26 protein-coding genes are annotated in these 25,320 nt (G+C 71.1%); 9 read left to right on the forward strand and 17 right to left on the reverse strand.

Features of this window, described 5'->3' with window-relative positions; all coding sequences use genetic code 11:
• Positions 1 to 104 precede the first annotated feature (104 nt).
• The 14 genes from ACSU53_RS18225 to ACSU53_RS18290 form a co-directional block, all read right to left on the reverse strand.
• The gene (locus ACSU53_RS18225) at positions 105 to 1,088 is read right to left on the reverse strand and encodes a hypothetical protein (protein ID WP_437029057.1); all 984 of its coding nucleotides are present in this window, start codon (positions 1,086 to 1,088) and stop codon (positions 105 to 107) included.
• Entirely contained in the window at positions 1,085 to 1,612 is a 528-nt protein-coding gene (locus ACSU53_RS18230) for a DUF6932 family protein (protein ID WP_437033266.1), read from the reverse strand. Before ACSU53_RS18230 ends, ACSU53_RS18225 begins: the two co-directional genes overlap by 4 nt.
• A gap of 340 nt (positions 1,613 to 1,952) precedes the next feature.
• A complete protein-coding gene (locus ACSU53_RS18235; protein WP_437029059.1) occupies positions 1,953 to 3,218 on the reverse strand; it encodes a tyrosine-type recombinase/integrase in 1,266 nt (421 codons plus the stop codon).
• A gap of 80 nt (positions 3,219 to 3,298) precedes the next feature.
• The gene (locus ACSU53_RS18240; RefSeq protein WP_391663100.1) at positions 3,299 to 3,535 is read right to left on the reverse strand and encodes a helix-turn-helix domain-containing protein; all 237 of its coding nucleotides are present in this window, start codon (positions 3,533 to 3,535) and stop codon (positions 3,299 to 3,301) included.
• A gap of 444 nt (positions 3,536 to 3,979) precedes the next feature.
• A complete protein-coding gene (locus ACSU53_RS18245) occupies positions 3,980 to 5,464 on the reverse strand; it encodes an ATP-binding protein (protein WP_437029061.1) in 1,485 nt (494 codons plus the stop codon).
• A gap of 2 nt (positions 5,465 to 5,466) precedes the next feature.
• Entirely contained in the window at positions 5,467 to 6,354 is an 888-nt protein-coding gene (locus ACSU53_RS18250) for a bifunctional DNA primase/polymerase (RefSeq protein WP_437029063.1), read from the reverse strand.
• A 396-nt stretch (positions 6,355 to 6,750) separates the two neighbouring features.
• Positions 6,751 to 7,215: a hypothetical protein gene (locus tag ACSU53_RS18255; protein WP_437029065.1), complete on the reverse strand. Its 465-nt coding sequence runs from the start codon at positions 7,213 to 7,215 to the stop codon at positions 6,751 to 6,753.
• A 204-nt stretch (positions 7,216 to 7,419) separates the two neighbouring features.
• The gene (locus ACSU53_RS18260; protein WP_437029067.1) at positions 7,420 to 9,543 is read right to left on the reverse strand and encodes an FtsK/SpoIIIE domain-containing protein; all 2,124 of its coding nucleotides are present in this window, start codon (positions 9,541 to 9,543) and stop codon (positions 7,420 to 7,422) included.
• 102 nt (positions 9,544 to 9,645) lie between these two features.
• Positions 9,646 to 9,963, reverse strand: coding sequence for a hypothetical protein (locus tag ACSU53_RS18265; RefSeq protein WP_437029068.1), 318 nt, complete (start codon positions 9,961 to 9,963; stop codon positions 9,646 to 9,648).
• Positions 9,960 to 10,313 (reverse strand): RRQRL motif-containing zinc-binding protein, encoded by a 354-nt coding sequence (locus ACSU53_RS18270; RefSeq protein WP_437033268.1) that lies wholly within the window; start codon positions 10,311 to 10,313, stop codon positions 9,960 to 9,962. Before ACSU53_RS18270 ends, ACSU53_RS18265 begins: the two co-directional genes overlap by 4 nt.
• Positions 10,313 to 11,173, reverse strand: coding sequence for a protein spdB (locus ACSU53_RS18275; protein WP_437029070.1), 861 nt, complete (start codon positions 11,171 to 11,173; stop codon positions 10,313 to 10,315). Before ACSU53_RS18275 ends, ACSU53_RS18270 begins: the two co-directional genes overlap by 1 nt.
• Positions 11,170 to 11,451 (reverse strand): DUF6303 family protein, encoded by a 282-nt coding sequence (locus tag ACSU53_RS18280; protein ID WP_437029072.1) that lies wholly within the window; start codon positions 11,449 to 11,451, stop codon positions 11,170 to 11,172. Before ACSU53_RS18280 ends, ACSU53_RS18275 begins: the two co-directional genes overlap by 4 nt.
• Positions 11,448 to 11,717 carry a DUF6284 family protein gene (locus tag ACSU53_RS18285; protein WP_437029074.1) on the reverse strand — a complete coding sequence of 90 codons (270 nt, stop codon included), beginning with the start codon at positions 11,715 to 11,717 and terminating at the stop codon, positions 11,448 to 11,450. The genes ACSU53_RS18280 and ACSU53_RS18285 overlap by 4 nt, the downstream gene beginning before the upstream one ends.
• A 93-nt stretch (positions 11,718 to 11,810) precedes the next feature.
• A complete protein-coding gene (locus tag ACSU53_RS18290) occupies positions 11,811 to 11,984 on the reverse strand; it encodes a hypothetical protein (protein ID WP_391663111.1) in 174 nt (57 codons plus the stop codon).
• 397 nt (positions 11,985 to 12,381) lie between these two features.
• Between ACSU53_RS18290 and ACSU53_RS18295 the strand changes: the two genes are divergently transcribed.
• Positions 12,382 to 13,176, forward strand: a complete 795-nt coding sequence (locus tag ACSU53_RS18295) for a GntR family transcriptional regulator (protein WP_437029076.1) — start codon at positions 12,382 to 12,384, stop codon at positions 13,174 to 13,176.
• A complete protein-coding gene (locus ACSU53_RS18300; RefSeq protein WP_437029078.1) occupies positions 13,173 to 13,838 on the forward strand; it encodes a YdcF family protein in 666 nt (221 codons plus the stop codon). Before ACSU53_RS18295 ends, ACSU53_RS18300 begins: the two co-directional genes overlap by 4 nt.
• Positions 13,839 to 13,903: 65 nt before the next feature.
• Here ACSU53_RS18300 and ACSU53_RS18305 read toward each other — a convergent pair whose 3' ends face one another.
• Positions 13,904 to 14,842 (reverse strand): hypothetical protein, encoded by a 939-nt coding sequence (locus ACSU53_RS18305; protein ID WP_437029080.1) that lies wholly within the window; start codon positions 14,840 to 14,842, stop codon positions 13,904 to 13,906.
• A gap of 626 nt (positions 14,843 to 15,468) precedes the next feature.
• Between ACSU53_RS18305 and ACSU53_RS18310 the strand changes: the two genes are divergently transcribed.
• Positions 15,469 to 16,566 carry a hypothetical protein gene (locus tag ACSU53_RS18310; RefSeq protein WP_359752157.1) on the forward strand — a complete coding sequence of 366 codons (1,098 nt, stop codon included), beginning with the start codon at positions 15,469 to 15,471 and terminating at the stop codon, positions 16,564 to 16,566.
• 199 nt (positions 16,567 to 16,765) lie between these two features.
• Here ACSU53_RS18310 and ACSU53_RS18315 read toward each other — a convergent pair whose 3' ends face one another.
• Positions 16,766 to 18,511: a dolichyl-phosphate-mannose--protein mannosyltransferase gene (locus ACSU53_RS18315; protein ID WP_437029082.1), complete on the reverse strand. Its 1,746-nt coding sequence runs from the start codon at positions 18,509 to 18,511 to the stop codon at positions 16,766 to 16,768.
• A gap of 91 nt (positions 18,512 to 18,602) precedes the next feature.
• Between ACSU53_RS18315 and rsmI the strand changes: the two genes are divergently transcribed.
• From rsmI to ACSU53_RS18345, 6 genes are all read left to right on the forward strand, one after another.
• Positions 18,603 to 19,451 carry a 16S rRNA (cytidine(1402)-2'-O)-methyltransferase gene (gene rsmI, locus ACSU53_RS18320; protein ID WP_437029084.1) on the forward strand — a complete coding sequence of 283 codons (849 nt, stop codon included), beginning with the start codon at positions 18,603 to 18,605 and terminating at the stop codon, positions 19,449 to 19,451.
• 368 nt (positions 19,452 to 19,819) lie between these two features.
• Positions 19,820 to 20,242 carry a hypothetical protein gene (locus ACSU53_RS18325; protein WP_437029086.1) on the forward strand — a complete coding sequence of 141 codons (423 nt, stop codon included), beginning with the start codon at positions 19,820 to 19,822 and terminating at the stop codon, positions 20,240 to 20,242.
• A gap of 42 nt (positions 20,243 to 20,284) precedes the next feature.
• Positions 20,285 to 21,166 (forward strand): TatD family hydrolase, encoded by an 882-nt coding sequence (locus ACSU53_RS18330; RefSeq protein WP_437029088.1) that lies wholly within the window; start codon positions 20,285 to 20,287, stop codon positions 21,164 to 21,166.
• Positions 21,167 to 21,289: 123 nt separating this feature from the next.
• Complete coding sequence (locus ACSU53_RS18335; protein WP_437029090.1) at positions 21,290 to 22,714, forward strand: ubiquitin-like domain-containing protein; 1,425 nt, start codon at positions 21,290 to 21,292, stop codon at positions 22,712 to 22,714.
• Between the two features lie 103 nt (positions 22,715 to 22,817).
• Complete coding sequence (gene rsmA, locus ACSU53_RS18340; RefSeq protein ID WP_437029091.1) at positions 22,818 to 23,696, forward strand: 16S rRNA (adenine(1518)-N(6)/adenine(1519)-N(6))-dimethyltransferase RsmA; 879 nt, start codon at positions 22,818 to 22,820, stop codon at positions 23,694 to 23,696.
• A complete protein-coding gene (locus tag ACSU53_RS18345; RefSeq protein WP_437029093.1) occupies positions 23,693 to 24,595 on the forward strand; it encodes a 4-(cytidine 5'-diphospho)-2-C-methyl-D-erythritol kinase in 903 nt (300 codons plus the stop codon). Before rsmA ends, ACSU53_RS18345 begins: the two co-directional genes overlap by 4 nt.
• Positions 24,596 to 24,605: 10 nt before the next feature.
• Here the strand turns inward: ACSU53_RS18345 and ACSU53_RS18350 are convergent, their stop codons facing one another.
• Positions 24,606 to 25,211 (reverse strand): Uma2 family endonuclease, encoded by a 606-nt coding sequence (locus ACSU53_RS18350; RefSeq protein WP_437029095.1) that lies wholly within the window; start codon positions 25,209 to 25,211, stop codon positions 24,606 to 24,608.
• Positions 25,212 to 25,320 lie beyond the last annotated feature (109 nt).

Consider the following 25,320-nt stretch of genomic DNA (forward strand, 5'->3'; position numbering starts at 1 on the left):
CGCATCCGCGCGACGTCCGGTTGCGGCTCGGACCACTTCGGCAGAGGGACCGGGACGTTTTCGGCTCTGCTGTTTCTCCCCGGCGGCCCGGCGGCCGATTGCTGTCAGTCCGCCAGGGCGAGGCTCAGCACTGAGTAGAGTCTGCGTTCGCGGCCACCGGCGAACACGACCCTCTGTACGTCGACCTCGGCCACGACCCGCCTGTTGAAGTAGGTGTCGAGTCGCCCGGTCAGTTCTTCGTCGGTGTCGGCGCGGATGATGTCACCACCGTCGGTGCGGATCTCCACCTTCCCGCGGAAAGAGCTGGCGGCCCCCAGCCATCCGGTCACCGTGATGCGTTCCGCCTCGGTGAACTCGTTCTCCTCGCACAGCAGCCGGACTCTCTGTACCCCGGACGGGTTCCAGTGGCTTCGCCTGACCTCCCCCGTGCGTCCCTGCCAGCGCACGCCCACCCCCACCCGGGCGTCCGTGAGTCCTGCCGTGAGGAGTCCGATGTGCTTCAGCGACCTCGGGCCCAACGGAGCCAGCTGCTCGGTCAGCAGGTCATTGGACGTGCCGGTGCCCTCAGAGAGATCGACGATGTCGAGCACTTTGTTCACCGCCTCGTCGAGCACCGTGCGCAGGTGCCCCGACGGCTCGCCGAAGAGGTCGTACTGACTCTCATCGGGCGCCGGCCCGTACATGGCCACCCCGAAGGACGACGGATAGGTGGCGGCGGCGCTCAATGCCGTGGCCTCGCGGATGTCGCGAGGAATCGAAGCGGACCGCGTGGGGCGGCCGCTGAGAGCCTGAGCCACGGAGGAAATGCTGTCCTGCAGGTTCGTCAGGAAGGCGCCGAGCGTGGACACCGCGACGCGGTGGTGCGCGGTTGTCGGCCCGGTCAGTGCCACGTCGAGCCGGCAGCGTTCGGTCTCCTCCTGCCGGTTCCCGGCGGAGCGCAGCAGCCGACTGCGCTGAAGGGCCGAGAACTCCTCCGGCGTCGACGGCGCCTCCCGCCCGCCGTGGTGGCGGCTGTTCCGGATCCGTCTCATCCACTCACGGACGGCATCCTTGTCCGACGGGTCGGGCACGGGCGCGTGCGGTGTCACAGCAACACCTCCACATAGCCGCGCCGCAGCTCACCGGGGACCGAGTGGACCAAGGGAGGTTTGACGGCCTGGCACACCTCGTCGCAGAGACCGAGATCGCGGAACGACGTGCTGTTCTTCTCGTCCAGGAGACCGGACACCATCTGGGAGACGGGGAGTCTCCCCGGAAGGCGCAGGAGCCGGGCGTCCACGCGCATCTCCTGCTCGACGCACCAGGCGGCGTCCGTGAGGTCCGCCAGGTCCACCAGCGTCTCCCGGTCGAGATCATCGTAGATCCGGGCCTCGACCAGGTAGGTGACGTCGATATCGCCAGGGTCGGGCTTGGTGCTCACGAAGCTCCCTCCAACCCACATACGAGCCACTTGTCCGGCCTGTGCCTCCACCAGTGTGCGGTGCGTGGTCCATTCTCCCCAGATCTCGCGCCGGACGGCAGAGTCCGTGGACGCGACGAGGACGGTGTACAACTCGTCCAGGGAAGCCGCGTAACGACCCGGCGGCAGCAGACCCGTGACCGGGTCGAGCATCGGTAAGCAGGTCAAGGTGCCCGATCCCCCCTCGCGCTTGATCGGTACGGTGATCCTAGCGACGGGACCGCGTCCTGCGGGCGGTGTCGCCCACCGCCGGGATCGGACCGGCGCAGGGTACGCGGCGGTGCGCGGCCCGTCGGCGGGCCGCGTGGCGCAGGCCCGGGGCCGCCGGCCCTCACACCGCCGCAGTCAGACCCACGTGTCCAGCCACATCCGCGCCCGCCAGTCGTCGATGGGGATGGCCTGGCCGGTGTAGAGGGGCCAGAAGTAGATGAAGTCCGTGTGGTCCGGGCCCGTAGGGCCCCGACCAGGACGTTCGTCTCTGGCCGGGGCCGGATCAGGCGGCTTGGGCCGTCCCTGGGCCGTGATCTTGAGGATTGGACGCCAGGTAGAGGCTGTCGACGGCCTTCCGGGTGCGTCCCTCGCTGCTCGGCATCAGGTGCGTGTACGTCCGGAGCGTGAACCCCGGATCGCTGTGACCGAGGTACTGGCTCAGGGCCCGGATGCTCTCGCCGGCATCCAGCAGCACGGACGCGTAGAAGTGCCTGAGCGCGTGCATCCCGTGCTCGCGCGCGGACGCGTAGCGCTCGCCCGGCTTCGCCTCGGGGATGATGCCGGCGGCGGCCAAGGCGGGTTTCCAGTAGTGATCATTGAAGTGGCTCACGCGGACGTGGTGGCCCTCGGCTCCGCTGAAGACGAGCTGCTTGGTCACGAGAGGGCCGTCAGGCGTACGCCAGGGGAGCGTCACGTCGATCGGTTCGCACTCCTTGGCGTGGTCCCGGAGAACGGCGGCCACGGCCTTGGGAAGCGGTACGTCGCGAACCTTGCCGCCCTTGGGAAGGGCGAACACGTACGTGCCCCGGATCCGCTTGAGCTGGTGGCCCACGGCCAGCCATCCGCCTTCGAAGTCGAGTTCGTCGACGGACAGACCGAAGATCTCGCCCTGTCGCAGTCCGCATCCCGCCCCGGCATCCACGGCGGCCTGGTAGCGACGGGGGAGGGCCGCGCGCACCCTGAAGACCTGCTCCGCCGTCCACGGGATGACGCGCGGCTTGCCGGCCTTCGGGAGCTGCACCGTGCGGGCGCGGCACGGGTTCTTGCTCAGAAGGCCGTCATCGACCGCCGCGCTCAACGCTGCGGAGACGGTGCCCACGATGATGCGCCGGTGCGACTCCGCCGGCACCGTGGCTTCAAGGGCGGCGATCCAAGCGCGGATGTGCTCGGGCTTGAAGGAACCGAGCGGGCGCGAGCCGAGGTGGGGGTAGGCGTGCAGCCGGAGCCGACGCTCCGCGGCCTCACGGCTGTTGATCTCGCCGGTGTGCGTCTGCACCCAGCGTTCCGCGTACTGCCGGAACGTCGTCCGGGAGGCTCGCGGGTCCACGTACTGACCACGGGACATGTCCGCCTCGATGTGCGCGAGCCACTGCTTGGCGAGCCGCAGCTCCTTGTCGCGGAACGACTTGCTTTTCTCGGTGCCGTCCGGGCCGACGTACCGGGCGCGGTAACGCAGACCCGTTCCGTGACGGTCGGTCTTGACCTTGACGGGTTTCCCGGTGGTGTCGGTTTCTGTCTTGTACCAGCGGTCCTGGATGTGGCCTGCCACGTGGCGGCGGTCCTTTCTCAACGCACAGCAGGGAGAGCCGCGGGCGGCGGCTCTCCCTGCTGTCTGTGGCGGGTGCCTGGCTAGGCGGCGGTGGCCCTGTTCTTGAGGGCGGTGACGTAGGCGCGTACGTCGGCGGGGTCGTAGCGGAGGTGCTTGCCGATGCGGAAGCCGGGCGGGCCGGTGCGCTTCTTGCGCCACTGGTAGACGGTCTCCAGGGGCACCTCGAAGATCCTGGCGATGTCGTCGGGGGTGAGGTACCGGTCGGGGAGGCCGCCGCGGAGAGTGGCGCGGGGGTCGAGGGCTGCCGGTTGTGCCATAGGGACTCCAAGCGGGGAGGGCATGGCTGCGTCTGTCCGAGGTGCGGATTTCTGCGTCATCGCGTCACCTGCGACACCCACTGCTCTGACCTGTGGTTTTACGGTGACGCAGGGATTCGGGGCACGTCATCGGGTGACGCGGGCCTCCGTCACCGGATGACGTAGGTGACGCGAGGTGACGCAGCCTCTGGCAACCTGCGTCACCGCTGTAACGGCAGGTTGTGGACTGCTTGCCGTCGTCGGATGACGCGGGTGACGCAGAGTCTTTTCTCTTCGGACAAGAGAAGGGGGTGTCTGTTGTGGTGCGGTGCGACTCAGAGAGTGAGGAGGGAGCCGCTTCGCGGCGCGACCCTTGCAGGGCGGCTGGCGCCGCCGAACAGCAAGAAGAGCACGCCTGGCCGGGGTGCTCCTCTTGCTTGTGCCGGAGGGCCGTAGCGCCTCCGGTCAGAACGCCGGCGGCTGCTCGTGCCCCTGCTGGGGCGGCGTGGCCCGGGGACGGGTCATCTCGATGTAGCGGGCCGTGCTGGTGCGACCCCAGTCGACGAGGACGCCCCGGGCGGCGAGGGTGGGCTGAAGGCGCTTGAGACGGTCGGAGAGCACCTTGCCCGTGGTCGGCCAGCCCTTGGGCAGGGGGCGGCATTCCTCGCCGCTGTAGAGGCCGGTGAGGCAGTGCAGCCACTCGGTGGACGTCATCCGCTGCTGGGCCCCCGCCTCGAAGCCGGCGGCGTGCTTGAGCACGGTCTGCGCCAGGAGGTCGCCCTCGATGACGTCGTCGTTGAGGTCGTCCAGGGCGGCCCGGTAGGCGGTGAGCGCTCCGAGGCCGGTCGCGGCGTCGAGCTGGGCGCACAGGTGGGCGAAGTCGGCCATGCGCAGGTCGGTGGGGATGTCCGCGTCCGCCGCGCGGACCTTGACGGTGAGGTCCAGCAGCGAGCCCAGGATGACGGGCAGGACCTCTTCGAACTCCGCCCACAGCTCCGCCTCGGTCCGCCGGACCTGCGGGCGTTCCAGACGCAGCGGGAGGAGGCGTTCGGCGAGGTCGGGGCGGATGACGCCGACGTCGATGCCGGTCAGCAGCAGCGGACGGCGGTAGCGGGCGCGGACGACGTCGCCGTCGGTGTACAGGGCGCGCTTGATGGTCTCGGCACCGGTGACGATGCAGCACATCAGGTCGGACAGGTCCGGGGCCAGGTGAGAGAGGTTGTCCAGGGCGGTGACCCATCCGGCGGCCACCGCTGCGATCAGGTTCTCCTCGTCCTTCGGCGCACGGCGCAGGTCGCCGCTCATGCCCTCGATGATCCGCACGAGCATCCGGCCGCCGGTGGACTTCCCCGCACCCTGCGGGCCGGTGAGGAAGGGGGCGGGGACGGGCACGGACGGCTCCAGGCAGCCGATGAGCCACGCGATGGCCAGGCACTCGGTTGCCGGGCCGGCGAAGTTGCACAGCCTCAGCAGGGCGTCGATGCCCTTGCCGTCGGTGTCCTTGGCGGGCAGCGGCAGCTCCCCGGTGAGCTGGGTGCGCCGCCAGCACACCTCGCGCGGGTCGGGGACGGCGATGGTCCACCCGGTGGGGTGGATACGGACCGACCGCCCGTCGTCGCGGCCCAGGTCCAGCCACGTCGCCCCGTCGAATCCGGGAGCGACGCGGATGTGCACGGGCTGCACGTCCTCGGTCAGCGCGAGCGCTTCGATCAAGTCCAACGCCTCCTTGAGGGCGGTGCCGTTGAACACGCCCAGGCCGTCACGGAAGAGACCGACCATGAGTTCCTGGCGGTGGCTGCCCGTGGTGCCCTGGGAGCGGATCGGGCGGGCTACGGGGTGGCCGTTCCTCTGCGCGTACACGGTGCCGTCGGCGGTGCGGAAGTACCGGAAGTGCTGCTGCGCGTAGTCGGCGATGACCTCGCGGGCCGGGGTCTTGTCGTCGTCGGACATGGTCACATCCCCAGCCGGGTGCGGGCGTTGGCCCACGCGTCGGTGCAGTGCCGCAGGGTCTCGCCCTTGGCCTGCGCGGCGGTGAACAGCCGTGTGATGTGGGTGTCGGTGAGGCAGCCACACCGGCCGTGCCGGGACAGCACCGCGAGGAACGTCCGGTACACGGTCGCGTGGATCGCACTGGACGCCTCGGTGATGTGCTGCTCGGCCATGGCGATGCCACGCTCCAGGTAGGCGGGCGTGCGGTGCGGGCACTCCCCGCCCCCGGACCCTGCGGGCACGGTGAGTGCGTGCGGCGCAGGCCGATCCGCGGGCGGCTCCTTCACCGCCAGGGCGCGGACGACGTCCGGCAGGTCGGTCGTGATGCCGGTGCCGGGTCCGAGGTAGCGGGCGTAGGCCATGGTCGACTTGATGTCGACGCCAGGGCGGACCGCGTTGTGTGAGGTCATGGCACCCCGGTAGATCCAGTGCTCACCGCGCGTCGTCGGCACCGTCCGGGTGGCGGGCAGGGCGGTACGGGCCCACGCGACGGCGTCCGCGTCGTCCAGGTCGACCACGGTCAGGCCGGCGCCGCCGGGGTGGTAGGCGACGGCGACGGCCCGTCGCCATGCGGCCCTCCAGGCCGGGGAGGACAGGACGGCCGGGTCGGCGCTGGCGGCGGCCCACGCGTGGCAGACGCCGGGGCACCGGCACGGACCCGCACTCTTCATGTTCGGCCGGCCGCCGCACACGTTGCCTGCGCACCGGTGGCAGTTGCCGATCGGCACCTTCCCTTGACGCAGAGGCAGTACCGGCACCCCAGTCGCGGCCAGCTCCATGGCGGTCCGCAGGGGTTCGGGCAGCCGCGGCTGTGGGCCGGGAACTCGCCGGATGAGGGTGGGTTCGGTCATGCTGGGAGACCTCCAATGGGTCTATTGCGGACTGGTTGGACGAGGGCGGCCCCGGACTTTGGCGAGACGGGGGCCGCCCTTGACGTGGCTAGGTGGTGCAGCGCGCTTCGCGCATGCATGGCTCTTCGGGGTAGCCGGTTGTGCATGGCGGAGGAGAGAAAGAGCGGCGGCGTTGAGCCCCGATCGGTTCGATCGCGTTGGGCATTACGGCTGTGGAGACTCGCCCTCGCGTTGGTGATCTACGGATGCTGCGCAGTGGTCACGCACGTCCTGACTGGTAAGTCGTGGGGTGGCGCGCTCTCGTTGGCCGTCGGGCTTGCCGTGGGCTGGGTGGTGACGCAGGAGTTCTGGCCGCCCCCGAACCTCCGACGGAGGCAACGCCGCAACAGATGAGCGTCAGCCGCGAAAGTGGCTGTGCTTGATCACGGCCTTACGGATGTTCACAGTCGTGCCGCCTCGGTGGCCGCTCACGCTGAAGAGTTGTACGGCGATCCAACCGCCGAAGATCACGGCGGCCAGGACGATCAGTTGGATGATGAACGCGGTGAGCGCGGCGATGAACGAGGTGAGCAGGATGAGCCCGCCGCACACCGCGAGGAACCCGACGCCCCCGAGGGCAACGTTCACCGCCGTGCGGGAGACGACCGGCTTGGCCGCGAGGGGTGCGGGCTGCGGGTGGTCAATGGCGTAGCCGGTGACCACCCGGCCGTCCGGCAGGACGACGCTTGCGACCGCCGGGATCATGCCCGGCTGGACGGGGACGACCGGCGCCGGGTGGACGACGGCAGGCGGTACCGGGGTGGGCCGGTAGGTGGTCACGGCCCGCTCGACGGGCGCGTGGCGGATGTGCTCGGGGAACATGCGGAATCCCTTCTGTTGCCGGTTCAGGGAGGCGGAGGCACCCCCGTGGGGGTGGCGTGTGGAGGGGGTTTTCGGGGGCCTGACCTGCGGCCCTCCCTGACTCCCTGGACGATCATTCGTGCAGGTCAGGGCCAGGGAGGCGGGTCAGGGAGGCGGTCAGGGAGTTCTCCCTGCCTCCCTGCCCCGCCGGGGGTCGCTTCCCTGCTACTGGGAGGCGGAAGCGGAATCGTCGGTGTCGCGGTCGGCGAGGGCGCGGGCGACGCGGTCGCGGCCGACGACCATGCGGCCGTCGGACTTGTAGGGTTCGGCGCCGGCGGCGTCCAGCACGCGCTTGAGGTCGATGAACGACCAGCCGCTGTAGGCGTCCGTGTTCAGTGCGGCGAGCCGGGTGATGACCTCCTGCGTGCGCACCCGGGCGTCGTTGCCCAGCACGGTGGCGATGTCGGCGAGCGGGTCGCATTCCTCGCCACGGTCGATGCTGTGCAGGGTGGTGACGCCGCCGCGCAGGGCCTTGGCCCGCTCGGTGATGGCCACAGCCGCCTCGTCGTCGATGTAGTGCGTGCGCACCGTGATGGACGCCTGCCCGGCGGGAATCTCGATCCCGTCGGAGGCGACCACGAGGGTGCCCTTGTCCAGGCCCTGGCGCAGCAGGTGCGGGGCCGCGCCGCCGTCCACGGCCTTGTCCCCCAGCGCCATACGGGCCTGGGATTCGGTGCCCAGGGCGAGCGAGGCGCGGGTGTGGGCGCCCTCGCGCACCAGTTTGGGGAGGTTCTGGTCGGTGGGGTCCTGGGTGCCCTCCCACAGGATCACGTCGACCGCGCGGCCCTGGTTGTGGACCTTGCGCACCGCCATGAAGTAGCGGGAGGTGGCCTTGGAGCCGCCATAGGGGCGGCCGTCCTCGTCCTTGACCGGGCACATGAACGCCACCTGCGCTTCGTCCACGATCCCGATCAACGGGGCGAAGAGCGCACCGGGGTCGCGCCGGCGGGCCTCGATCCGGCGGTTCATCTCCTCGACCAGGCCCTCGACCATCTCGGTCGCCTCGATCACCTGCTCATCGGCCGGGCCCTGGATCAGGATGGTGGCCAGGCCATCGAACATGGCCCAGTCGCCCACGCCCTTGAGGTCGGCGATCCGGAACTCCACCCGGCGGTCCAGCGCCGCCCACAGGGCGAGCGCCCGCAGCGCGGCCGTCTTGCCCTGGTTCGACAACCCCGTGATCAGAAGATGCCGCTGGTAGAGGGACAGGGCGGCGGCGTCGCCGCGCAGGTCCTGCCCCCAGGGCGCCTTGCCCTTGGCGTAGTCGGCGGTCAGGGTGTCGTCGGTGACCAGCGGAGACGGGCCGATCGGCTCGTCCAAAGCGCCGGAGTCGGCGATCCACAACCGCACCGTCCGCGCGGCCTGGGGGATGGTGATGAACACTTCGTGTTCGTGCCGGGTCAGGTTCTCGGCGAGCTTGCGCCGCCGGTTCTGCACCTCGACCGTGGACACCCCCGACGGGAGGGTGACGTCGACCTCGACCCCGCATCCGGCGATCCGGATCGGCCCCAGCATCGAGGCGCCGGCGTCGCCCATCTCCTTGATGGCATTGCGCAGCGCCGGGACTCCGAGGTCGCGCAGGGCCTTGACCACGATGGACGGCGTGATCGGCTCCCCCTCACCGTTGCGGACGTTCGCGGGCAGCGCCCAGGCGGGGGCGGCGTGCTGCTTGCGGCCGACCGACCACAGAGCCAGCAGCACCAGGAACGGGCCGATGGTGATCGCCGGTCCCCACACCACCTGAACGATGCGGATCAGTAAGGCGATGAAGTCGATGGTCGCCGACAGAGGGGTGATGACGTCCCCGGCCTGGCCGGTGTTGATGGCCATGACGATGCCGAGGGCAACCAGCACGCCGACGCTCATGCCGGCGCCGACGGCCACGCCCTTGGCGGCGTCGATGGGGGAGTGGAGCAGGTCCATGCGGCGGTGGTGGCGGGCGGCGCGGAAGCGCTGCAGCCGCTCCTCCCACTCCTCGGCCGCTTCCAGGTTCCCCGCGGCTTCCGCCGCGCGGATCATCCGCTCGTAGCGGGACCCGGTACGGCCGTCCCACGCCCGACGGGCCACGATCCGCCCGCCGTTGAGGGTGTAGAGGCCGTGCCGGACGACGGCGCGGCCGGCCGACCGGGTGCGCTCATGCGTCACGGCCGTCTTCACGGCGCGGCCGGAGCGCACCCACAACGGCACCGGCCGTGCCGTGGGGACGTCGGGGACGACGGTCAAGGTGGTGATGGCCGCCGGGTCGGGCGGGTCGGTGGGTTTGTGGAGGTGAACGACGTTCTCAGCCATGCTGGAAGGGCTCCTGACTGCCCCGTTCGGGGCGGGAGTAAGGGAGAGCCGGGGTGGCCGGGGCCGTGGAAAGCGCGGCCACCCCGGTGGGGAAGTGGCTGGTCACCACCAGCCGGACGACTTCTTCGCCGCCTTGGCGCGGGCGGCCTCGGTGATGAGCCGCTGCCGCTCGGCGTGCAGGGCGTTCAGCTCCGCGGTCAGCCGCATCTCGGCGCTGTTGCCGGTGGTGTCCATGCGCTGTTCCTCGCGGCCCGCGCTGCGGCCCCGGGCGACCTTGTAGCCACCGGCGGCCACGGCGCGGGCCATCGCCCGGCGCTCACTGCCGTTCAGCGGCCACCACTCGCCCCGGCGGACCGCTTCGAGCTTCTTCTGCGCCGCCTGGATCTCGCGGTCCAGGCGCCGCAGGTCGGCGTTACTCACTCGGTGCTCCCTTCCGGCCCCTCGCCGGGGCTCGGGTAGGCGCAGGGCACGCAACAGCCCAGCGCGGCGGGGATGACGTATCCGGCATCGCGCCGGCCGACGGGGCAGGTGCGGCGCGCCCGATTGGCCTTGGCGAGCGCCGCCCGTCGTGCCGGGGTCATCGGCCGGACCGGCACGGCGAGGTCGACGCGGTAGAGGTAGGCGACCAGCGGCCCCCGCCGTCGGCGGGGCCGCTCCAGTTGCGCGGCCACGTCCTGCCCGCCGGGCCGCAAACCGAGGGCTCGGAGTTGGCGGCGGGTGGCGTAGCCGTCCGGGGCGTAGCGCCACCGGAACACCGGCAGCGCCCCCATCACGCCACGCGCTTCCACGCGGCCCGCAAGCGGACCTCGGACGCGGAATGCCCGGCGGCCCGGAACCGGGCGGCCATCTCCCGGTAGGACAGGGCCGGGGTCTCGCTGGTGCGGATCTCGTCGACGATGACGTCCAGCGCCTCATCCGTCAGCGCCGGCGCACTCTCCAACGACCGGGCCGCAACCGGCTCCGTCGGCCCCCACACCGGCAGTTCCCAGCGGGGCGTGACACCGGGCGTGACGCGGGCCGTCACACAGGTCAGCGCCCTGCCGGTCTCCTCGCCCGCGCGGGCCGTCTCCAGCGTCGACCACGCCCCCGCGAGCGCCTGCGCGGTCTTCGCCTGCACCCGTGCGACGCGGGCCCCGGCCTCCGTCACGGCCGTCAGCCGCGTCTCCTCGGTGGCCGCTTCCGCCCGCAGGCGGGCGCGGGCCACGGCCGCCTCATCGCGTGCCTCCTGCTGGATACCGCGGATCGCGTCCAGCGCAACGGGGGTGAGGGCGGTGCGCTCCCACATCGCGTGCACCAGCCACAGGGCCTTGGCCGCGAGCGGGAGCCAGGCGACGGCCAGCCACGCCCCGGCGGAATGCTCCGCGGTGAGTGCGTGGGCGACCAGGACGCCGGTGGCCAGGGTGCCGAAGGACCAGCCGACGGCGGTCACGGCCCGGTTGTGGTCGCCCTGGGCGGCGAGGCGGCGCTCGTAGGCGAGGGTGGCCAGCCAACCCCCGTCGATACCGAGACCGACGACCAGAGCGACCGGCCACGGCACCGCCGTGCCCAGCCACATGACGACGACCGCGAGGGTGAGCACCATGGACACGGCCGTCATCGCGACGGCCGGCAGAACGGTCTTCGCGTTCATGCCGCACCCCCGTCCCGCTCGCGCACCGTGACGGCCGCGATCAGCACCACCGCGGTGGAGTCGTCGTCGGGGTCCCGGCTGTCCTCCGTCCAGGACCACACCGCGCCCGGCGCCACCTCGTAACCGAGGGCGGCCAGCGCCGCCCGGCGCTCCGCGATGGTGGGCACCGGCCCCGTGCGCTCCCACCGGAACGTGGGCCACTCGGTCTCGCCGTACAGCACGACGTACAGGCGCCAGGCGCTGCCGTCGCTCGACATCTGCGCGGTCAGCGTCTTCATGCCGCACCCCCGGGCAGGCTCGCGCCGGCGTCCCGGTTGAGCAGGGCGAGGCGGGCGGCGAGCGCGCGGCGGCGGGCCCGGCGGATGCGCCGGTTGTCCAGCTCCGTGGGCGTGCGGTCCAGGGTGGTGATGTAGGCGTCGAGCAGGTCGACGTCCGCCAGGATGACGGGCATCTCCCGCTCGATCGCGTCCAGCTCCGCGCTCGTCGGCTCCATGAAGTCGGCGAACGCCGTAACGGCGTCCTGAACAGTGACGATGACGTTCATTGGGTCGTGTTCCTCTCACAGGGTGAACGGCCCGAAAGCGCCCCCGGAGTTGCCGCTCCGGGGGCGCGCCGTTGGTGGGGGTGGGGTCCGCGGTCAGTGGCGGACGATCTTCTTGATCTCGACGTTGCGGCCGTAGCCGTCGCGCAGGCGGACGATCTGGAAGCAGCCGCCGCCCACGTCGGTGATGACGTGCTTCTCGCCCTCGTAGTCGACGACCGTGCCGACGTGGTCGACGTAGATGTGCTTGGGGTTGGTGATCCGGCGCATGCCTGCCCCTCTCGGGTCACTGGGACGGAGTGGACGACCGGCTCGCCCGCGAGACTGCGGGCGGGGAACCGGCTCCCCTCAGCGCTGCACGTACGAGACGCGCAGCGGAGGCAACCGGCGCGGCCAGAGCCGCGAGGGTCGATGCGCGATCCAGTCGCGCGGCCCGCCTTTTCGACTCGGGGAGGCGGGACCCACCTGTGCAGTTGTCAAAGAACCAGCGCTTCCTTCGAGCCCGTCTAACGGAGCCCTCCGGGCGATATGGGAGCAGCCCAATAGGACGCCCCCGGCTCGCTGTCCTAGGACTGCGGGCCGTTCAGTAAGACCATGGCGCACAGTCCCAGGACTGTCAACAGTCCTGGGACTGTGTTTCACTGGTCGATGTCGAAAGGAGTGCTGCATGGCGCCCAAGTGGCGGGAGCTTGCGGACCGACTGGCAGAACAGATCAGGAACGGCGAGTACACGCCCGGTGCCCAGTTGCCGCAGATCAGGGACCTAGTGGAAGCGGGCGAAGGCTCGAAGTCCACGGTCCATGCGGCATACAAGGCGTTGGAGGCCGAAGGGCTGGTCACGTCGTCGCGCGGACACGGCACGGTCGTCCGTGAGCAGGCCCCGCTCAAGCGACTCGGTATCGCGCGGTACGACAAGGCCAAGTGGCGGGACGGCGATGAAGTGGCGTTCATCGCGGACCGCGTGGCGTCCGGACGCACGTACAAGCGGAACGAACAGACCCAAACGGTCAGTCGTGTCCCGGCGTCGGCTGTCGTCGCCCAGGCGCACGGGCTGCCGGAGGGTGCGGAGGTCTACGCACGTGCGCGCGTCGTCAAGGAAGGCGCGCAGCCGACGCACACGCTGACCAGCTACTACCGCCCGGAGCACGTGGAAGGGACGCGCATCGTCGACCCGATGCCGGGGCCCGCCGGCCGGGGCGGTGGCTTTCGTGTCCTGTACGACGCCGGGTACGAGATCGACCACATGCAGGAGACGCTGTTCGCACGCGTCCCCACGGCGGACGAAGTCCAGCTCCTCCAGCTCGCACCCGGCGAATGGGTAGTGGAACTGCATCGGACGACGTACACGGCCGACGGCACCGTGGTGGAGTTCGCCATCGGCGTTCACGCGGCGACGCGCTTCGCCTGGACGTACGACTTCAAGGTCCCCGACTCAGCAGAAGCGGAGGGCGAGAGCAAGTGATCTCAGCACAGGCATGGGCCGACGCACAACGGCTCTGGGACTTCCAGCAGATGGGCCACGAGCTGCGCCCATGCTCTGTCGCGATCGGACTCGGCAGCCATGACCTCGGAGTCGCGGACACAACCGCCGATCTCTACCACCGGGGCATGATGCCGCTGATCGTCTTCACCGGGGCGACCAGCCGCACCACACGCGACCGCATGCCCCGTGGTGAGGCCGAGCACTACCGCGAGCGGGCGATGGACCTGGGGGTGCCGGCTGACGCCATCCTCGTGGAGCCGCGGGCCCGGAACACAGGAGAGAACATCCGCTTTTCTCGCGCACTACTCGAAGAGCGCGGGGCCGCCGTGTCGTCCGTCCTGTTGGTGAGCAAGCCGTACGAGGAGCGGCGGGCCTACGCGACCGCACGCAAACTGTGGCCCGAAGTCGAGTGGGTCAGCGCGTCTACACCCATGACCCTGGTTGACTACGTCGACTCAATCGGAGACGCACGCCTGGTCATCGACATGTTGGTCGGCGCGCAGCAGCGGCTCATAATCTACCCGCGACAGGGATTTATGACCGAGCAGCGCGTACCCGAGGACGTGGTCGCAGCGTACGAGCGCCTGCGTGACGCCGGGTTCACAAGCCGACTTGTGCCGGATGTCGCAGAGCGGAAGTGACGGCAGCGAGTGCATTTACGAGACCCAATGTGATCATGTAGAACTCCGATTCTGCGCTGATCTATTTATACCTCCGGACTGCCATCTTCCGGCAGCGTCATTACCTCTCCCAGGAGTACGTACGTCGAAAGGAATAGATGGGTGGCTTCTGCGGCCGTAACGTTATTATGTACGCCACTGGATACTCGAGCGTAGATGTCACTGAGGGATCGCTTCAGTCGATCTCCGCGTCCTTTGCTCTCGACGTGGTCGTCAACGTAGGCTTTGATACGGTTCAGGCGTTGCTGCTCCCCAAGTTTGATTTCTTTTCCGTCGCCGCCACGACGAATTTCCTTAGTGGCAGGAAATAGGGAATCGGCTGCGCTATCGATCAGCCGTCGAACGCTATTCATTGCGCCTGCGATGGACTCTGGGTCGCCAGTCTTGATGTTCCGGTACGCTGAATCGATCTTCTGGAGTGCGTCTCCTGGCATAGTGTCCAACAGTGCGTCGATGCTGGCTTTAGCAGCATCGAACATCTCCCCTTGATGAACGGAAAAGCGCAAGCTGTAAAAGTGTTTCGATGTATACTCGTGCAGTATCCCCCTCACGGCAGTTATTACGCGATTATACTTGATTATCATGTTTCGCACCTTGACGATGTGCTGTCTCGTTTGACTCAACGGAACAGTCAAGTTATCGCCCGATAGGTTAGGGAGCCGCAGGCTTCTCAGTTCCTCTTCGAGGATGGCCGTTGAAGATGCAAGGTAGGCGGCCCCTGCGTAGATTGCGTCCTCCTCGTCGCGGCCGCGCTGCGTCATCCGCCATAGTTTTCCGTCGAAATCTTTGGTGCTGTACGCGTTTAGTTCTCTACGTATCCAAGATGAGAATTCTTCGTCTGAAGCTAGACGCGCGAGTCGCGCTCCTTTTAGGAGGAGTTTGTCGAGAGGGATGCGGTCAAGTTCGATGTCGCTCAGTAGCTCGCTGGTCAACTCAAGAGCGTGCGCGCGTTCCTCAGGTGTCATCTAGCCTCCTCTGTTGAGACGGGTTGAACAGTCTAGGTGTAGAGAGGGGGCAAAGCTGCCCTTTTGTTTGCCGCCGTGGTGCTGGCTGGCCCTGTGAGGTCTGGCTCTGATGGGGCTCTCACAGCGTGCATCCTGATCAGCCTCACTCCGCCAAGAGGATCCAGAGGTGGGGGCGGCACGCGATCACTTCTTCGACATCCCAGTCGTGGCTGGCGTGGATCTCGTCCCCAATGGGTGGGTATGTCGCGACTTGCCATGCTCTCAATCGTGGCCGGGTATCCGCCCGCCATCATGCCGCCCTCAATAGCCCATGCCTGGCAACCCGATGTCCAGTACACACTTCTGATCGCTCTCCGAATTCTGTTCCGTACTGACCCCGCGCCCGCCCAGGTGGCTCACCCGCCGCAACCCTGTGGGAGGTCCTGTACCGCGCGAAGCTCCGTAGGGCCCGGGCTCCGGCCGCCGAATCTCTCCCGGCAGCCGGGGTCTTCGTATGCCCTGACCAGCAACTCCGTGCCGCTCAAGGCCCGTTGTCAGAGAGGCATGCCAAACTGACGCAAGGTTTCCACCATTGCCGAAACCGCTGGCACTCCGTGCATCCCGTCCGGTAGAAGGGCAGATCTGGCATGTTCAACAATCTGATCTACCTCACTGACGGGCGAGGCAAGGTCAACGCCGCAACCATGCCGGACCACGAATGGGCGCGACTTGTCACCGACAACCGTCTCTCCACTCGCCGCAAGCTCGTGAAGTGCGCCTGGTGCTGGGACGAGGACCAGGTCACGCACTGGATGAGGACCTACAGCCGGGCCAACGGCACCCGTGTTGTGTCCCACCAGCCCGGCGAGGGCACCGACCACCCGTACCGAGCTCTTGAGTCCGACGAGCACAAGGCGTACTGCGACCGCGTGGAGCGCGTCGGCACCGCAGAGGGGTACGGGGCCCGCCGCGAGAGCGTGGCCCCGGACGGTCGGACTCGATCCGACGTCCTCCTCGTCGGCGACCGGGAGGTGGCCTACGAGATGCAGCACTCCCCGTTCAAGCAGGGCTACGGCGCCACGGAACGCACGCGCCGTGCCCTCGCCGCCAAGCGAGACGCCGTCGCCTGGCACACCGACTCCCCTACCATCGCCAACTCGGCGAAGGTCGCGATGCTCCGCTCGAACCAGGCGAAGCTCCCGCAGATCGAGAATCCCAACTACCAGCTGAGGATCCTGGGTGGGTTCCGCAAGGCCATGGCGTGGAAGTGCACCGCCCGCGATGGGCACCGTTGCCCGGACCGCCGCTTCACCGGCTGCGGGAAGGACCATTACGGCACGGAGCCGGGAGCGATCACCCTGGACGACTTCATCCGTCAGGCGCCGGCCGGGCTGGTTGTGCCGGTGCGCCCGATGGACCGGCTCGGTTACTGGATCAGCGCCCGCGACTACGAGATCTACCGGGAGCACCATCCTGGGGCAGGGGACGGGCCGGCGCTGCCACGGGTGCCGTCGGCGTCCCGCCGTGAGGGGTACGGGCATTCACGGTTGTCGGCGGCCGAGGACCACGAGCCGCTGATCCCGGTGCAGCTCACCCACTCAAGTGGCGGCCGCTCGGGCCCGGTCGTGGCGCGTCCGGTTCCCGGCGTGTGCGAGATCCGGTCGGACTGCACGGGGAGGGTGCGACCGTATGCGTGCGGGTGGCGTTGTGACGGGCACCGGCCCGGCCGGCGTGCGGACGTCTAGCCAGCCTGACCGCGGTTGATCGCATTGCGCTTCTGCAACCCCGCCATATACCGATCCAACCGGTCCCCCATATCTCTGCTGTGCCCTCCACGTGGGCCGTCACTGGGCCGTGAGAGGGGGACCAACGACGGCCAGCAACGACCGACTACGACCATGAGGGCACGGCAGTTTGCCGCGCCCTCATGGTGTGTCTGCCCAGCTAAACCCACGTGTCCAACCACATCCGCGACCGCCAGTCCTCGATCGGGATGGGCGTGCCGGTGTAGATCGGCCAGAAGTAGATGAAGTTCCAGGCGATCAGCAGGGTCAGCACGCCCGCCGCCGTGGCGCCCGCGACGCGGCGGGTGTCGGTGGAGCGGGGCGGGCCGACGAGGGCGCCCAGGAGCATGGCCACGGCCAGGCACAGGAAGGGGAGGAAGACGACGGCGTAGAAGTAGAAGATGGTGCGCTCCTGGTAGAGGAACCAGGGCAGGTAACCGGCGGCGACGCCGCAGGCGATGGCGCCCGCGCGCCAGTCGCGGCGGAAGAACCAGCGCCACAGGACGTAGAGGAGGGCCAGGCAGGCCACCCACCACAGCACCGGGGTGCCGATCGCCAGGACCTCGCGGGCGCACTTCTCGGCCGCGTCGGCGGGGCAGCCGTCGGTGCCGGGGGCCGGGGACTCGTAGAAGTAGGAGACCGGGCGGCCGGTGACCAGCCAGCTCCACGGGTTGGACTCGTAGGTGTGCGGCGAGGACAGGCCGACGTGGAACTCGTACACCTGGGCCTCGTAGTGCCACAGGCTGCGCCACCAGTCGGGGAACAGCCAGGACCAGTCGCTGCTCCGGCCGTCCTTGACCGCCCAGTCGCGGTAGTAGCCGCCGGTGCCGTCGGAGGGGGAGAGGATCCAGCCGGTCCAGGAGACGATGTAGGTGACGACGGCGACGGGCACCGTGGACAGGAAGGCCCAGCCCAGGTCGCGCCGGATCACCGCCCGGTAGGGGTGGCGGGCGCCCGCCACCCTGCGCGCGCCGACGTCCCACAGCACCGCCATCACGCAGAACGCGGCCATGACGTACAGCCCGTTCCACTTGGTGCCGATCGCCAGGCCCAGCATCAGGCCCGCGGCCAGCCGCCACGGCCGGAAGCCGATCCGGGTGTCCTCCGCGATCCGGGCGTCCGGGCGGACCCGGCCGTCCGCGTCGACGGGCAGCGCGGCGGCGAGCTTCGCCCGGCCCCGGTCCCGGTCGATCAGCAGGCAGCCGAAGGCGGCCAGCACGAAGAACATCAGCACGCCGTCGAGCAGGGCGGTCCGGCTCATGACGAAGTGCAGCCCGTCCACGGCCATCAGCGCGCCCGCGAGGCAGCCCAGGAACGTGGACCGGAACAGCCGGCGGCCGATCCGGCACAGCATCAGCACGGACAGCGTGCCGAGCAGCGCCGTCATGAACCGCCAGCCGAACGGCTCGAAGCCGAAGATCAGTTCGCCGAGGCCGATGACGTACTTGCCGACCGGCGGATGGACCACGTAGGCCGCGTCCGTCGGGAGGGGCACGTCCCCGCCGGAGGACAGGATCTGGCTGTTGGCGTTCTTCGCCCAGTTGACCTCGAAGCCGCGGTGGACCAGCGCCCACGCGTCCTTGGCGTAGTACGTCTCGTCGAATATCACGCCCCGGGGGCTGCCCAGGTTCCAGAACCGCAGGACGCCCGCCAGCAGGGTGACCAGCAGCGGACCGCCCCACGCCGACCAGCGGACGAGGCGCTGCGCCCGGTCCGGCGGCACGCCCAGCGACGACCAGAGCCGTCCGGAGGGCTCGGTGTACGGCGGGACCAGCTGGTCGCGGACGTCGCCTCTCGGCCCCGACGCCGTGTAGCCGAAACGGCGCAGCCGGTGCTGCCACGACGGCCGCTGTTCGTGCGGCGCCTGCTCCTGCCGGGTGTCCGTGGAGGACGCGGTACTGGTCACCGCGCCATCGTAGGGAACCGTGCGGTGCGAGTCCCGCGCATGGGCGGTATGCCCCGGCTCCGGCCGTGCCGGGCCCTGGGAGGATGGGGGAGTGACCGGAACCCTCGTACTCGCAGGCACTCCCATCGGCGACGTCTCCGACGCCCCGCCCCGGCTCGCCGAGGAGCTCGCCGCCGCCGACATCGTCGCCGCGGAGGACACCCGGCGGCTGCGCCGGCTCACCCAGGCGCTCGGCGTCACGCCCAAGGGGCGCGTCGTGTCGTACTTCGAGGGCAACGAGTCCGCCCGCACGCCCGAGCTGGTGGAGGAACTGACCGGCGGCGCGCGGGTGCTGCTGGTGACGGACGCGGGCATGCCGTCGGTGTCGGACCCCGGGTACCGGCTGGTCGCCGCGGCCGTCGAGCGGGACGTGCGGGTCACCGCGGTGCCCGGGCCGTCCGCCGTGCTCACCGCGCTCGCCCTGTCCGGGCTGCCGGTCGACCGGTTCTGCTTCGAGGGGTTCCTGCCCCGCAAGGCCGGCGAACGGCTGGGGCGGCTGCGGGAGGCCGCCGGGGAGCGGCGCACCCTCGTCTACTTCGAGGCCCCGCACCGCCTGGACGACACCCTCGCCGCGATGGCCGAGGTGTTCGGCGCGGAGCGCCGCGCCGCCGTCTGCCGCGAGCTGACCAAGACCTACGAGGAGGTCCGGCGCGGTCCGCTGGCCGAGCTGGCGGCGTGGGCCGCCGAGGGCGTGCGCGGCGAGATCACCGTCGTCGTGGAAGGGGCGCCCGAGCCGGGGCCCGGGGACGTGAACGCCGACGAGCTGGTGCGCCGGGTGCGGGTGCGTGAGGAGGCCGGGGAGCGGCGCAAGGAGGCGATCGCGGCGGTGGCGGTCGAGGCGGGCGTGCCGAAGCGCGAGGTGTTCGACGCGGTGGTGGCGGCCAAGCGCGCGGACGGGTGACCGCCGGTCGCCCCAGGACCCCCGGGGCTGCCCGCGGAGGACGGTGGCTCCCGGCTGCCCGGTGGGCCGCTCGCGGACGGAGGTGACCCCGGGGCCGCTCGCGGACGGAGGTGACCCCAGGGGCGCTCGCGGACGGCGGTGGCTCCCGGCCGCCCGCAGCTGACGGCGGCCCCCGGACGCCCGGTGGGCCGCCCGCCCCACGGTTTTCTCCCCGTCGCCCCACGGGCTTGCCAAGGGGACCGGCCGCTCCGGCAAGGAACGCCCAAATCGCTCCCAACACTTCACAGGCCGGGTGCCTCCGGGTCCGCCGAGGAGTCCACTGGAGACAGGAACGGATCCGGCCCTCGAGCGGACCGACAGGAGCGGGCATGACAGGGAACGCAGGGCAGCCGCACGGGCTGCGCGCAGGTGCCACCGCCGTCGTCAACGAGTCGTACTCCTTCGCCTGCATGCGGTGCGGGTTCGGCTGGGAGGAGACGTACGAGATCGAGCACCACACCCGGGCCGACGGCACGGACCTGCTCGTCTACGTCGCGAACGGCGCCGTCGTGCCCTCCCCGCTGAGCCGGCCGACGTGCGGCAACTGCGGTGGCCACCTGGCGCGGATCCTGCCCCCCGGCCGGGTCGCCTCCGCCCGCGTCGCCTCCGCCCGGGGCACCGACCCCGGTCACCCCCGGACGCCGGCCGACAGCCCCGCCGGGGTGCCGGACACCGACCGGCGGCGCCGGGAGCACCCGCGGCACCCGTGGCACCTGGCCGGTCTGCTGCGCTCCCTGCGGGGCGCCCACTGAGGCCCGTCCGGCACCGGCGCGGCCTTCCGTAGGATCGGGGGCATGCCTGCCGACGCCCCCGACAAGAACGCCGCCCCGCCGCTCCCCGAACCCCTGCGGGTGCCGGTGGCGGACTCCCACACCCACCTCGACATGCAGTCCGGGACCGTCGAGGAGGCGCTCGCCAAGGCCGCGTCGGTGGGCGTGGGGACGGTCGTGCAGGTCGGCTGCGACGTCAACGGCTCGCGCTGGGCGGCCGACACGGCGGCGGCGCACGACGCCGTGCACGCCACCGTCGCCCTCCACCCCAACGAGGCACCGCGCATCGTGCACGGCGACCCCGACGGCTGGTCCCGGCAGGGCGCGCGGGAACCCGGCGGCGACGCGGCGCTGGACGAGGCGCTCGCCGAGATCGACCGGCTGGCCGCGCTGCCGCAGGTCAAGGGCGTCGGAGAGACGGGACTGGACTACTTCCGGACCGGGCCGGAGGGCAAGGAGGCCCAGGAGCGGTCCTTCCGCGCCCACATCGAGATCGCCAAGCGGCACGGCAAGGCCCTGGTGATCCACGACCGCGACGCCCACGCCGACGTCCTGCGCGTGCTGAAGGAGGAGGGCGCCCCCGAGCGCACCGTCTTCCACTGCTACTCGGGGGACGCGGAGATGGCGGAGATCTGCGCCCGCGCCGGCTACTTCATGTCCTTCGCCGGCAACGTCACCTTCAAGAACGCCCAGAAGCTGCGCGACGCCCTCGCCGTCGCCCCGCTCGAACTGGTGCTGGTCGAGACCGACGCCCCCTTCCTCACCCCGGTGCCGTACCGGGGGCGGCCCAACGCCCCCTACCTGGTGCCGGTGACCGTGCGGGCCATGGCGGCCGTGCGGGGGATCGACGAGGACACGCTGGCGGCCGCGCTCGGCGCCAACACGGCACGCGCGTTCGACTACTGACCGGCCGGTCGAGGGGCGGCCCTCGCGCACACGTTCCGTGGCCGCGTCGCTTTGGAGAGTGACGGGCGCTCGGCTACGTTGCGGGGGTTCGACCGGACCCCTGCGACCCTGGAGCGTGTCGGCGTGAGCAACGCGCGGTTCGAGACGCACCCCGCGCACGGCGCGGCCCCTCGGACGATCCCCGGTGACGCCCTGCACCTCGCGGAGACCGTCGGGTACGGCCTCCCGGGCGGACCGTTCTCCTACGGCCCGCCCACCCTGCCCGACACCGACATCGCCACCGGCCCCGACACCGAGACCGGCCCCGGCATCGAGACCGAGCCCGGGTCCGGCACCGGCACCGGACCGAGCACGTACCCCGACCCCGACCCCGCCCCCGGCCCCGGCCCCGGGGCAGGATCCCGCCCCGACCCCGCCCCCGGCCGCCGGTCCGCGCACCGGCGCCGCGCGCGTTGCGCGGACCGGGCGGACGGCGTGCGCCGCCTGCTGCCGCAGGCGCTCGTCGTCGCGTTCCTGGCCGGGGGCACCGCCGCCTTCGTCGCCGAGGACAAGGCGGTACGGCTCGACGTCGACGGCCGGACCCGCACCCTGCACACCTTCGCCGACGACGTCACCGAACTCCTCGCCGAGGAAGGCGTACGGGTCGGCCCGCACGACGTGGTGACCCCCGGGCCCGGCACGGAACTCGGCCACGGCGACGAGGTCGAGGTCCGCCACGGCCGGCCCCTGGTGCTCACCCTGGACGGCCGCCGCCGGGAGGTGTGGACCACGGCCGACACCGTCGAGGGGGCGCTGCGCGAGCTAGGGGTGCGCGCGGAGGGCGCCCGCCTGTCCGCCTCGCGCTCCCGCCGGATCGGGCGGGAGGGCCTCGCCCTGGACGTGCGCACCGAACGCACCGTGACGGTGATGGCGGACGGGCGGGCCCGCACCATCCGCACCAACGCCGCGACGGTGCGCGAGGCCGTCGCCCAGGCCGGGGTCGGGCTGCGCGGCCGGGACACCCTCTCGGTCGCCCCGGACAGCTTCCCGCGCGACGGCCAGACCGTCACCGTGCTGCGCGTCACCGACGGACGGGAGGTCCGCGACGAGCTCGTCCCGTTCGACGAGGTGCGGGTCGAGGACCCTTCCCTGCCGCGCGGCACCGAGGTCGTCGACCGGCCCGGCCGGCCGGGCGTCCGCCGCGTCACGTACGCGCTGCGCACCGTCAACGGGGTCCGGCAGAAGCCGCGCAGGCTGCACGCCGAGGTGGTCCGCGAGCCACGGCCGCAGCAGGTGCGGGTCGGCACCGGCACGGCACCCGCCCCGGCCGGACGGCTCGCCTGGCACCGGCTGGCGCTCTGCGAGTCCGGCGGCCGGCCCGACGCGGTGGACGCCTCGGGGACGTACGGCGGGCTGTACCAGTTCGACACCCGCACCTGGCAGAGCCTGGGCGGCCGGGGGCGGCCCCAGGACGCCCCGGCCGCGGAGCAGACGTACCGCGCGCAGCAGCTGTACGCCCGCAGCGGCACCAGCCCGTGGCCGCACTGCGGGTCCCGGCTGCACGACTGAGCGTCCGCGGCCCGTGCGCCCGGCCTCCCGGCGCCGGGCACCCGCCGCCCCGGGCACCCGCGCAGGTGACCGGGCCGGTCCCGGAGCCCCGTACCCTTGTCCCGTGACCAGCCCCACCCCCGACGCCCTCCTGGGCCCCGCCGACGTCCGCGACCTCGCGGCCGCCCTCGGCGTACGGCCGACCAAGCAGCGCGGCCAGAACTTCGTCATCGACGCGAACACCGTCCGCCGCATCGTCCGCACCGCCGAGGTGCGCCCCGACGACGTGGTCGTCGAGGTCGGCCCGGGGCTCGGTTCGCTCACCCTGGCGCTGCTGGAGGCCGCCGACCGGGTCATCGCCGTCGAGATCGACGACGTGCTGGCCGCCGCGCTGCCCGCCACCGTCGAGGCCCGGATGCCCGAGCGGGCCGACCGGTTCGCGCTGGTCCACTCCGACGCGATGCACGTCACCGAGCTGCCCGGACCCGCCCCCACCGCGCTCGTCGCCAACCTGCCCTACAACGTCGCCGTCCCGGTGCTGCTGCACATGCTGGAGACGTTCCCGAGCATCGAACGCACCCTGGTCATGGTCCAGTCGGAGGTCGCCGACCGGCTCGCCGCCGCGCCGGGCTCGAAGGTGTACGGCGTGCCCTCGGTCAAGGCCAACTGGTACGCGGAGGTCAAGCGGGCCGGCGCGATCGGCCGGACCGTGTTCTGGCCCGCCCCCAACGTCGACAGCGGACTGGTGTCCCTGGTCCGCCGGGCCGAGCCGCCGAGGACCACCGCCACCCGGCGGGAGGTCTTCGCCGTCGTCGACGCGGCCTTCGCGCAGCGCCGCAAGACGCTGCGGGCCGCGCTCGCCGGCTGGGCCGGTTCGGCGGCGGCGGCCGAGGCCGCCCTGGTCGCGGCCGGTGTGTCGCCGCAGGCGCGCGGGGAGTCCCTGACCGTCGAGGAGTTCGCGCGGATCGCCGAGCACGCCCCGAACAAGGAGTCCGCCGCGTGAGCGCAGGCGTCACCGTCCGTGTCCCCGCCAAGGTCAACGTCCAGCTCGCGGTCGGCGCGGCCCGGCCCGACGGCTTCCACGACCTGGCCAACGTCTTCCTCGCCGTCGGCCTGTACGACGAGGTCACCGCCACCCCGTTCCCCGGGGGACCGCGCGTCACGTGCGCGGGCACCGACGCGGGACAGGTCCCCCTGGACGGCACCAACCTCGCCGCCCGGGCCGCCGTCGCTCTGGCCGAGCGCTACGGGCGCCCCGCCGACGTGCACCTGCACATCGCCAAGGACATCCCCGTCGCCGGCGGCATGGCGGGCGGCAGCGCGGACGGCGCGGGCGCCCTGCTCGCCTGCGACGCGCTGTGGGGCACCGGTGCCTCGCGGGAGGAACTCCTCGGCATCTGCGCCGACCTGGGCAGCGACGTGCCGTTCAGCCTGGCCGGCGGCGCGGCCCTCGGGACCGGGCGGGGCGAGCGGCTGACGGAGCTGGAGGTCGGCGGCACCTTCCACTGGGTGTTCGCGATGGCCCCGCGCGGGCTGTCCACCCCGGCGGTGTTCCGCGAGTTCGACCGGCTGGCCGAGGGCCGGGACGTCCCCGCGCCCACCGCCTCGCAGGACCTGCTCGCCGCCCTCGCCAAGGGCGACGCGGACGCCCTCGCCGCCGCCGTCTCCAACGACCTCCAGCCGGCCGCGCTGTCGCTGTTCCCGGAACTGGCGGACACGCTGGCGGCGGGGCGCGCGGCGGGAGCACTCGCCTGCCTGGTCTCGGGCTCGGGCCCGACGACGGCGTTCCTCGCCCGGGACGCGGACGCGGCGGAGTCGATCGCCGCCGCCCTGCGCACCTCGGACACCTGCCGCACGGTCCGCACGGCGGCGGGGCCGGTCCCCGGGGCGACGGTCCTCTGAGGGGAGCGGCTCAGAGCTCGTCGACGGCGGTCAGGTCGATGTCGATGGAGTAGGGCTTGTCGACCTTGATGCGATCACGGTGCATGCCCATGTGCACGTACGCCCGGGTGAGCGGGTCCAGTTCGTAGACGTGGATGACGGGCCTGCCGCTCGTACCGTTCTCCTCGACGCGCCAGAAGCTCGGGATGCCCGCAGCCGCGTACTTCTGCGGCTTGGTGGTGCGGTCGCGCGATTCGGAGTCCGGCGAGACGACCTCGACGGCGAGCAGCACGTCCTTCGCCGCGTAGCGCGTCTGGCCCGATCCGGTGATCGCGTCGGTGTGGACGACGCTCACATCGGGCTCCGGGCCGTTGCGCCGGTCGAGGACGATGGTCATCTCCCGCCTGATCCTGAGCCCGGGCGGCACAGTCTGACGAAGTCCGTTGACCAACAGGTCGATGACGATGCTGTGGAAATCCCGCTGCGGACTCACAAAAACCAGACTCCCGTCGATCAGCTCGGTGTGCGGCGGGAGATCAGGCAGCGTGAACAGATCGTCCACGGTGTAGCCGTCCACGGGCGGCACCGGCCACTGGACGTGGTGCTCTACGGAATCGGCGGTCATGGTTCCTCCCATGGACGGGATCCTGCTGCCTGAGACCACGGTAGTCGCCTCTTTCCGATCACGTCATGACATCGAGTGACGGTCACCTCGCGCGCGGAGCGTCCTCCGTCAGGCCCTACGC

Source organism: Streptomyces sp. enrichment culture (genome assembly GCF_964273255.1).
Taxonomy (GTDB): domain Bacteria; phylum Actinomycetota; class Actinomycetes; order Streptomycetales; family Streptomycetaceae; genus Streptomyces.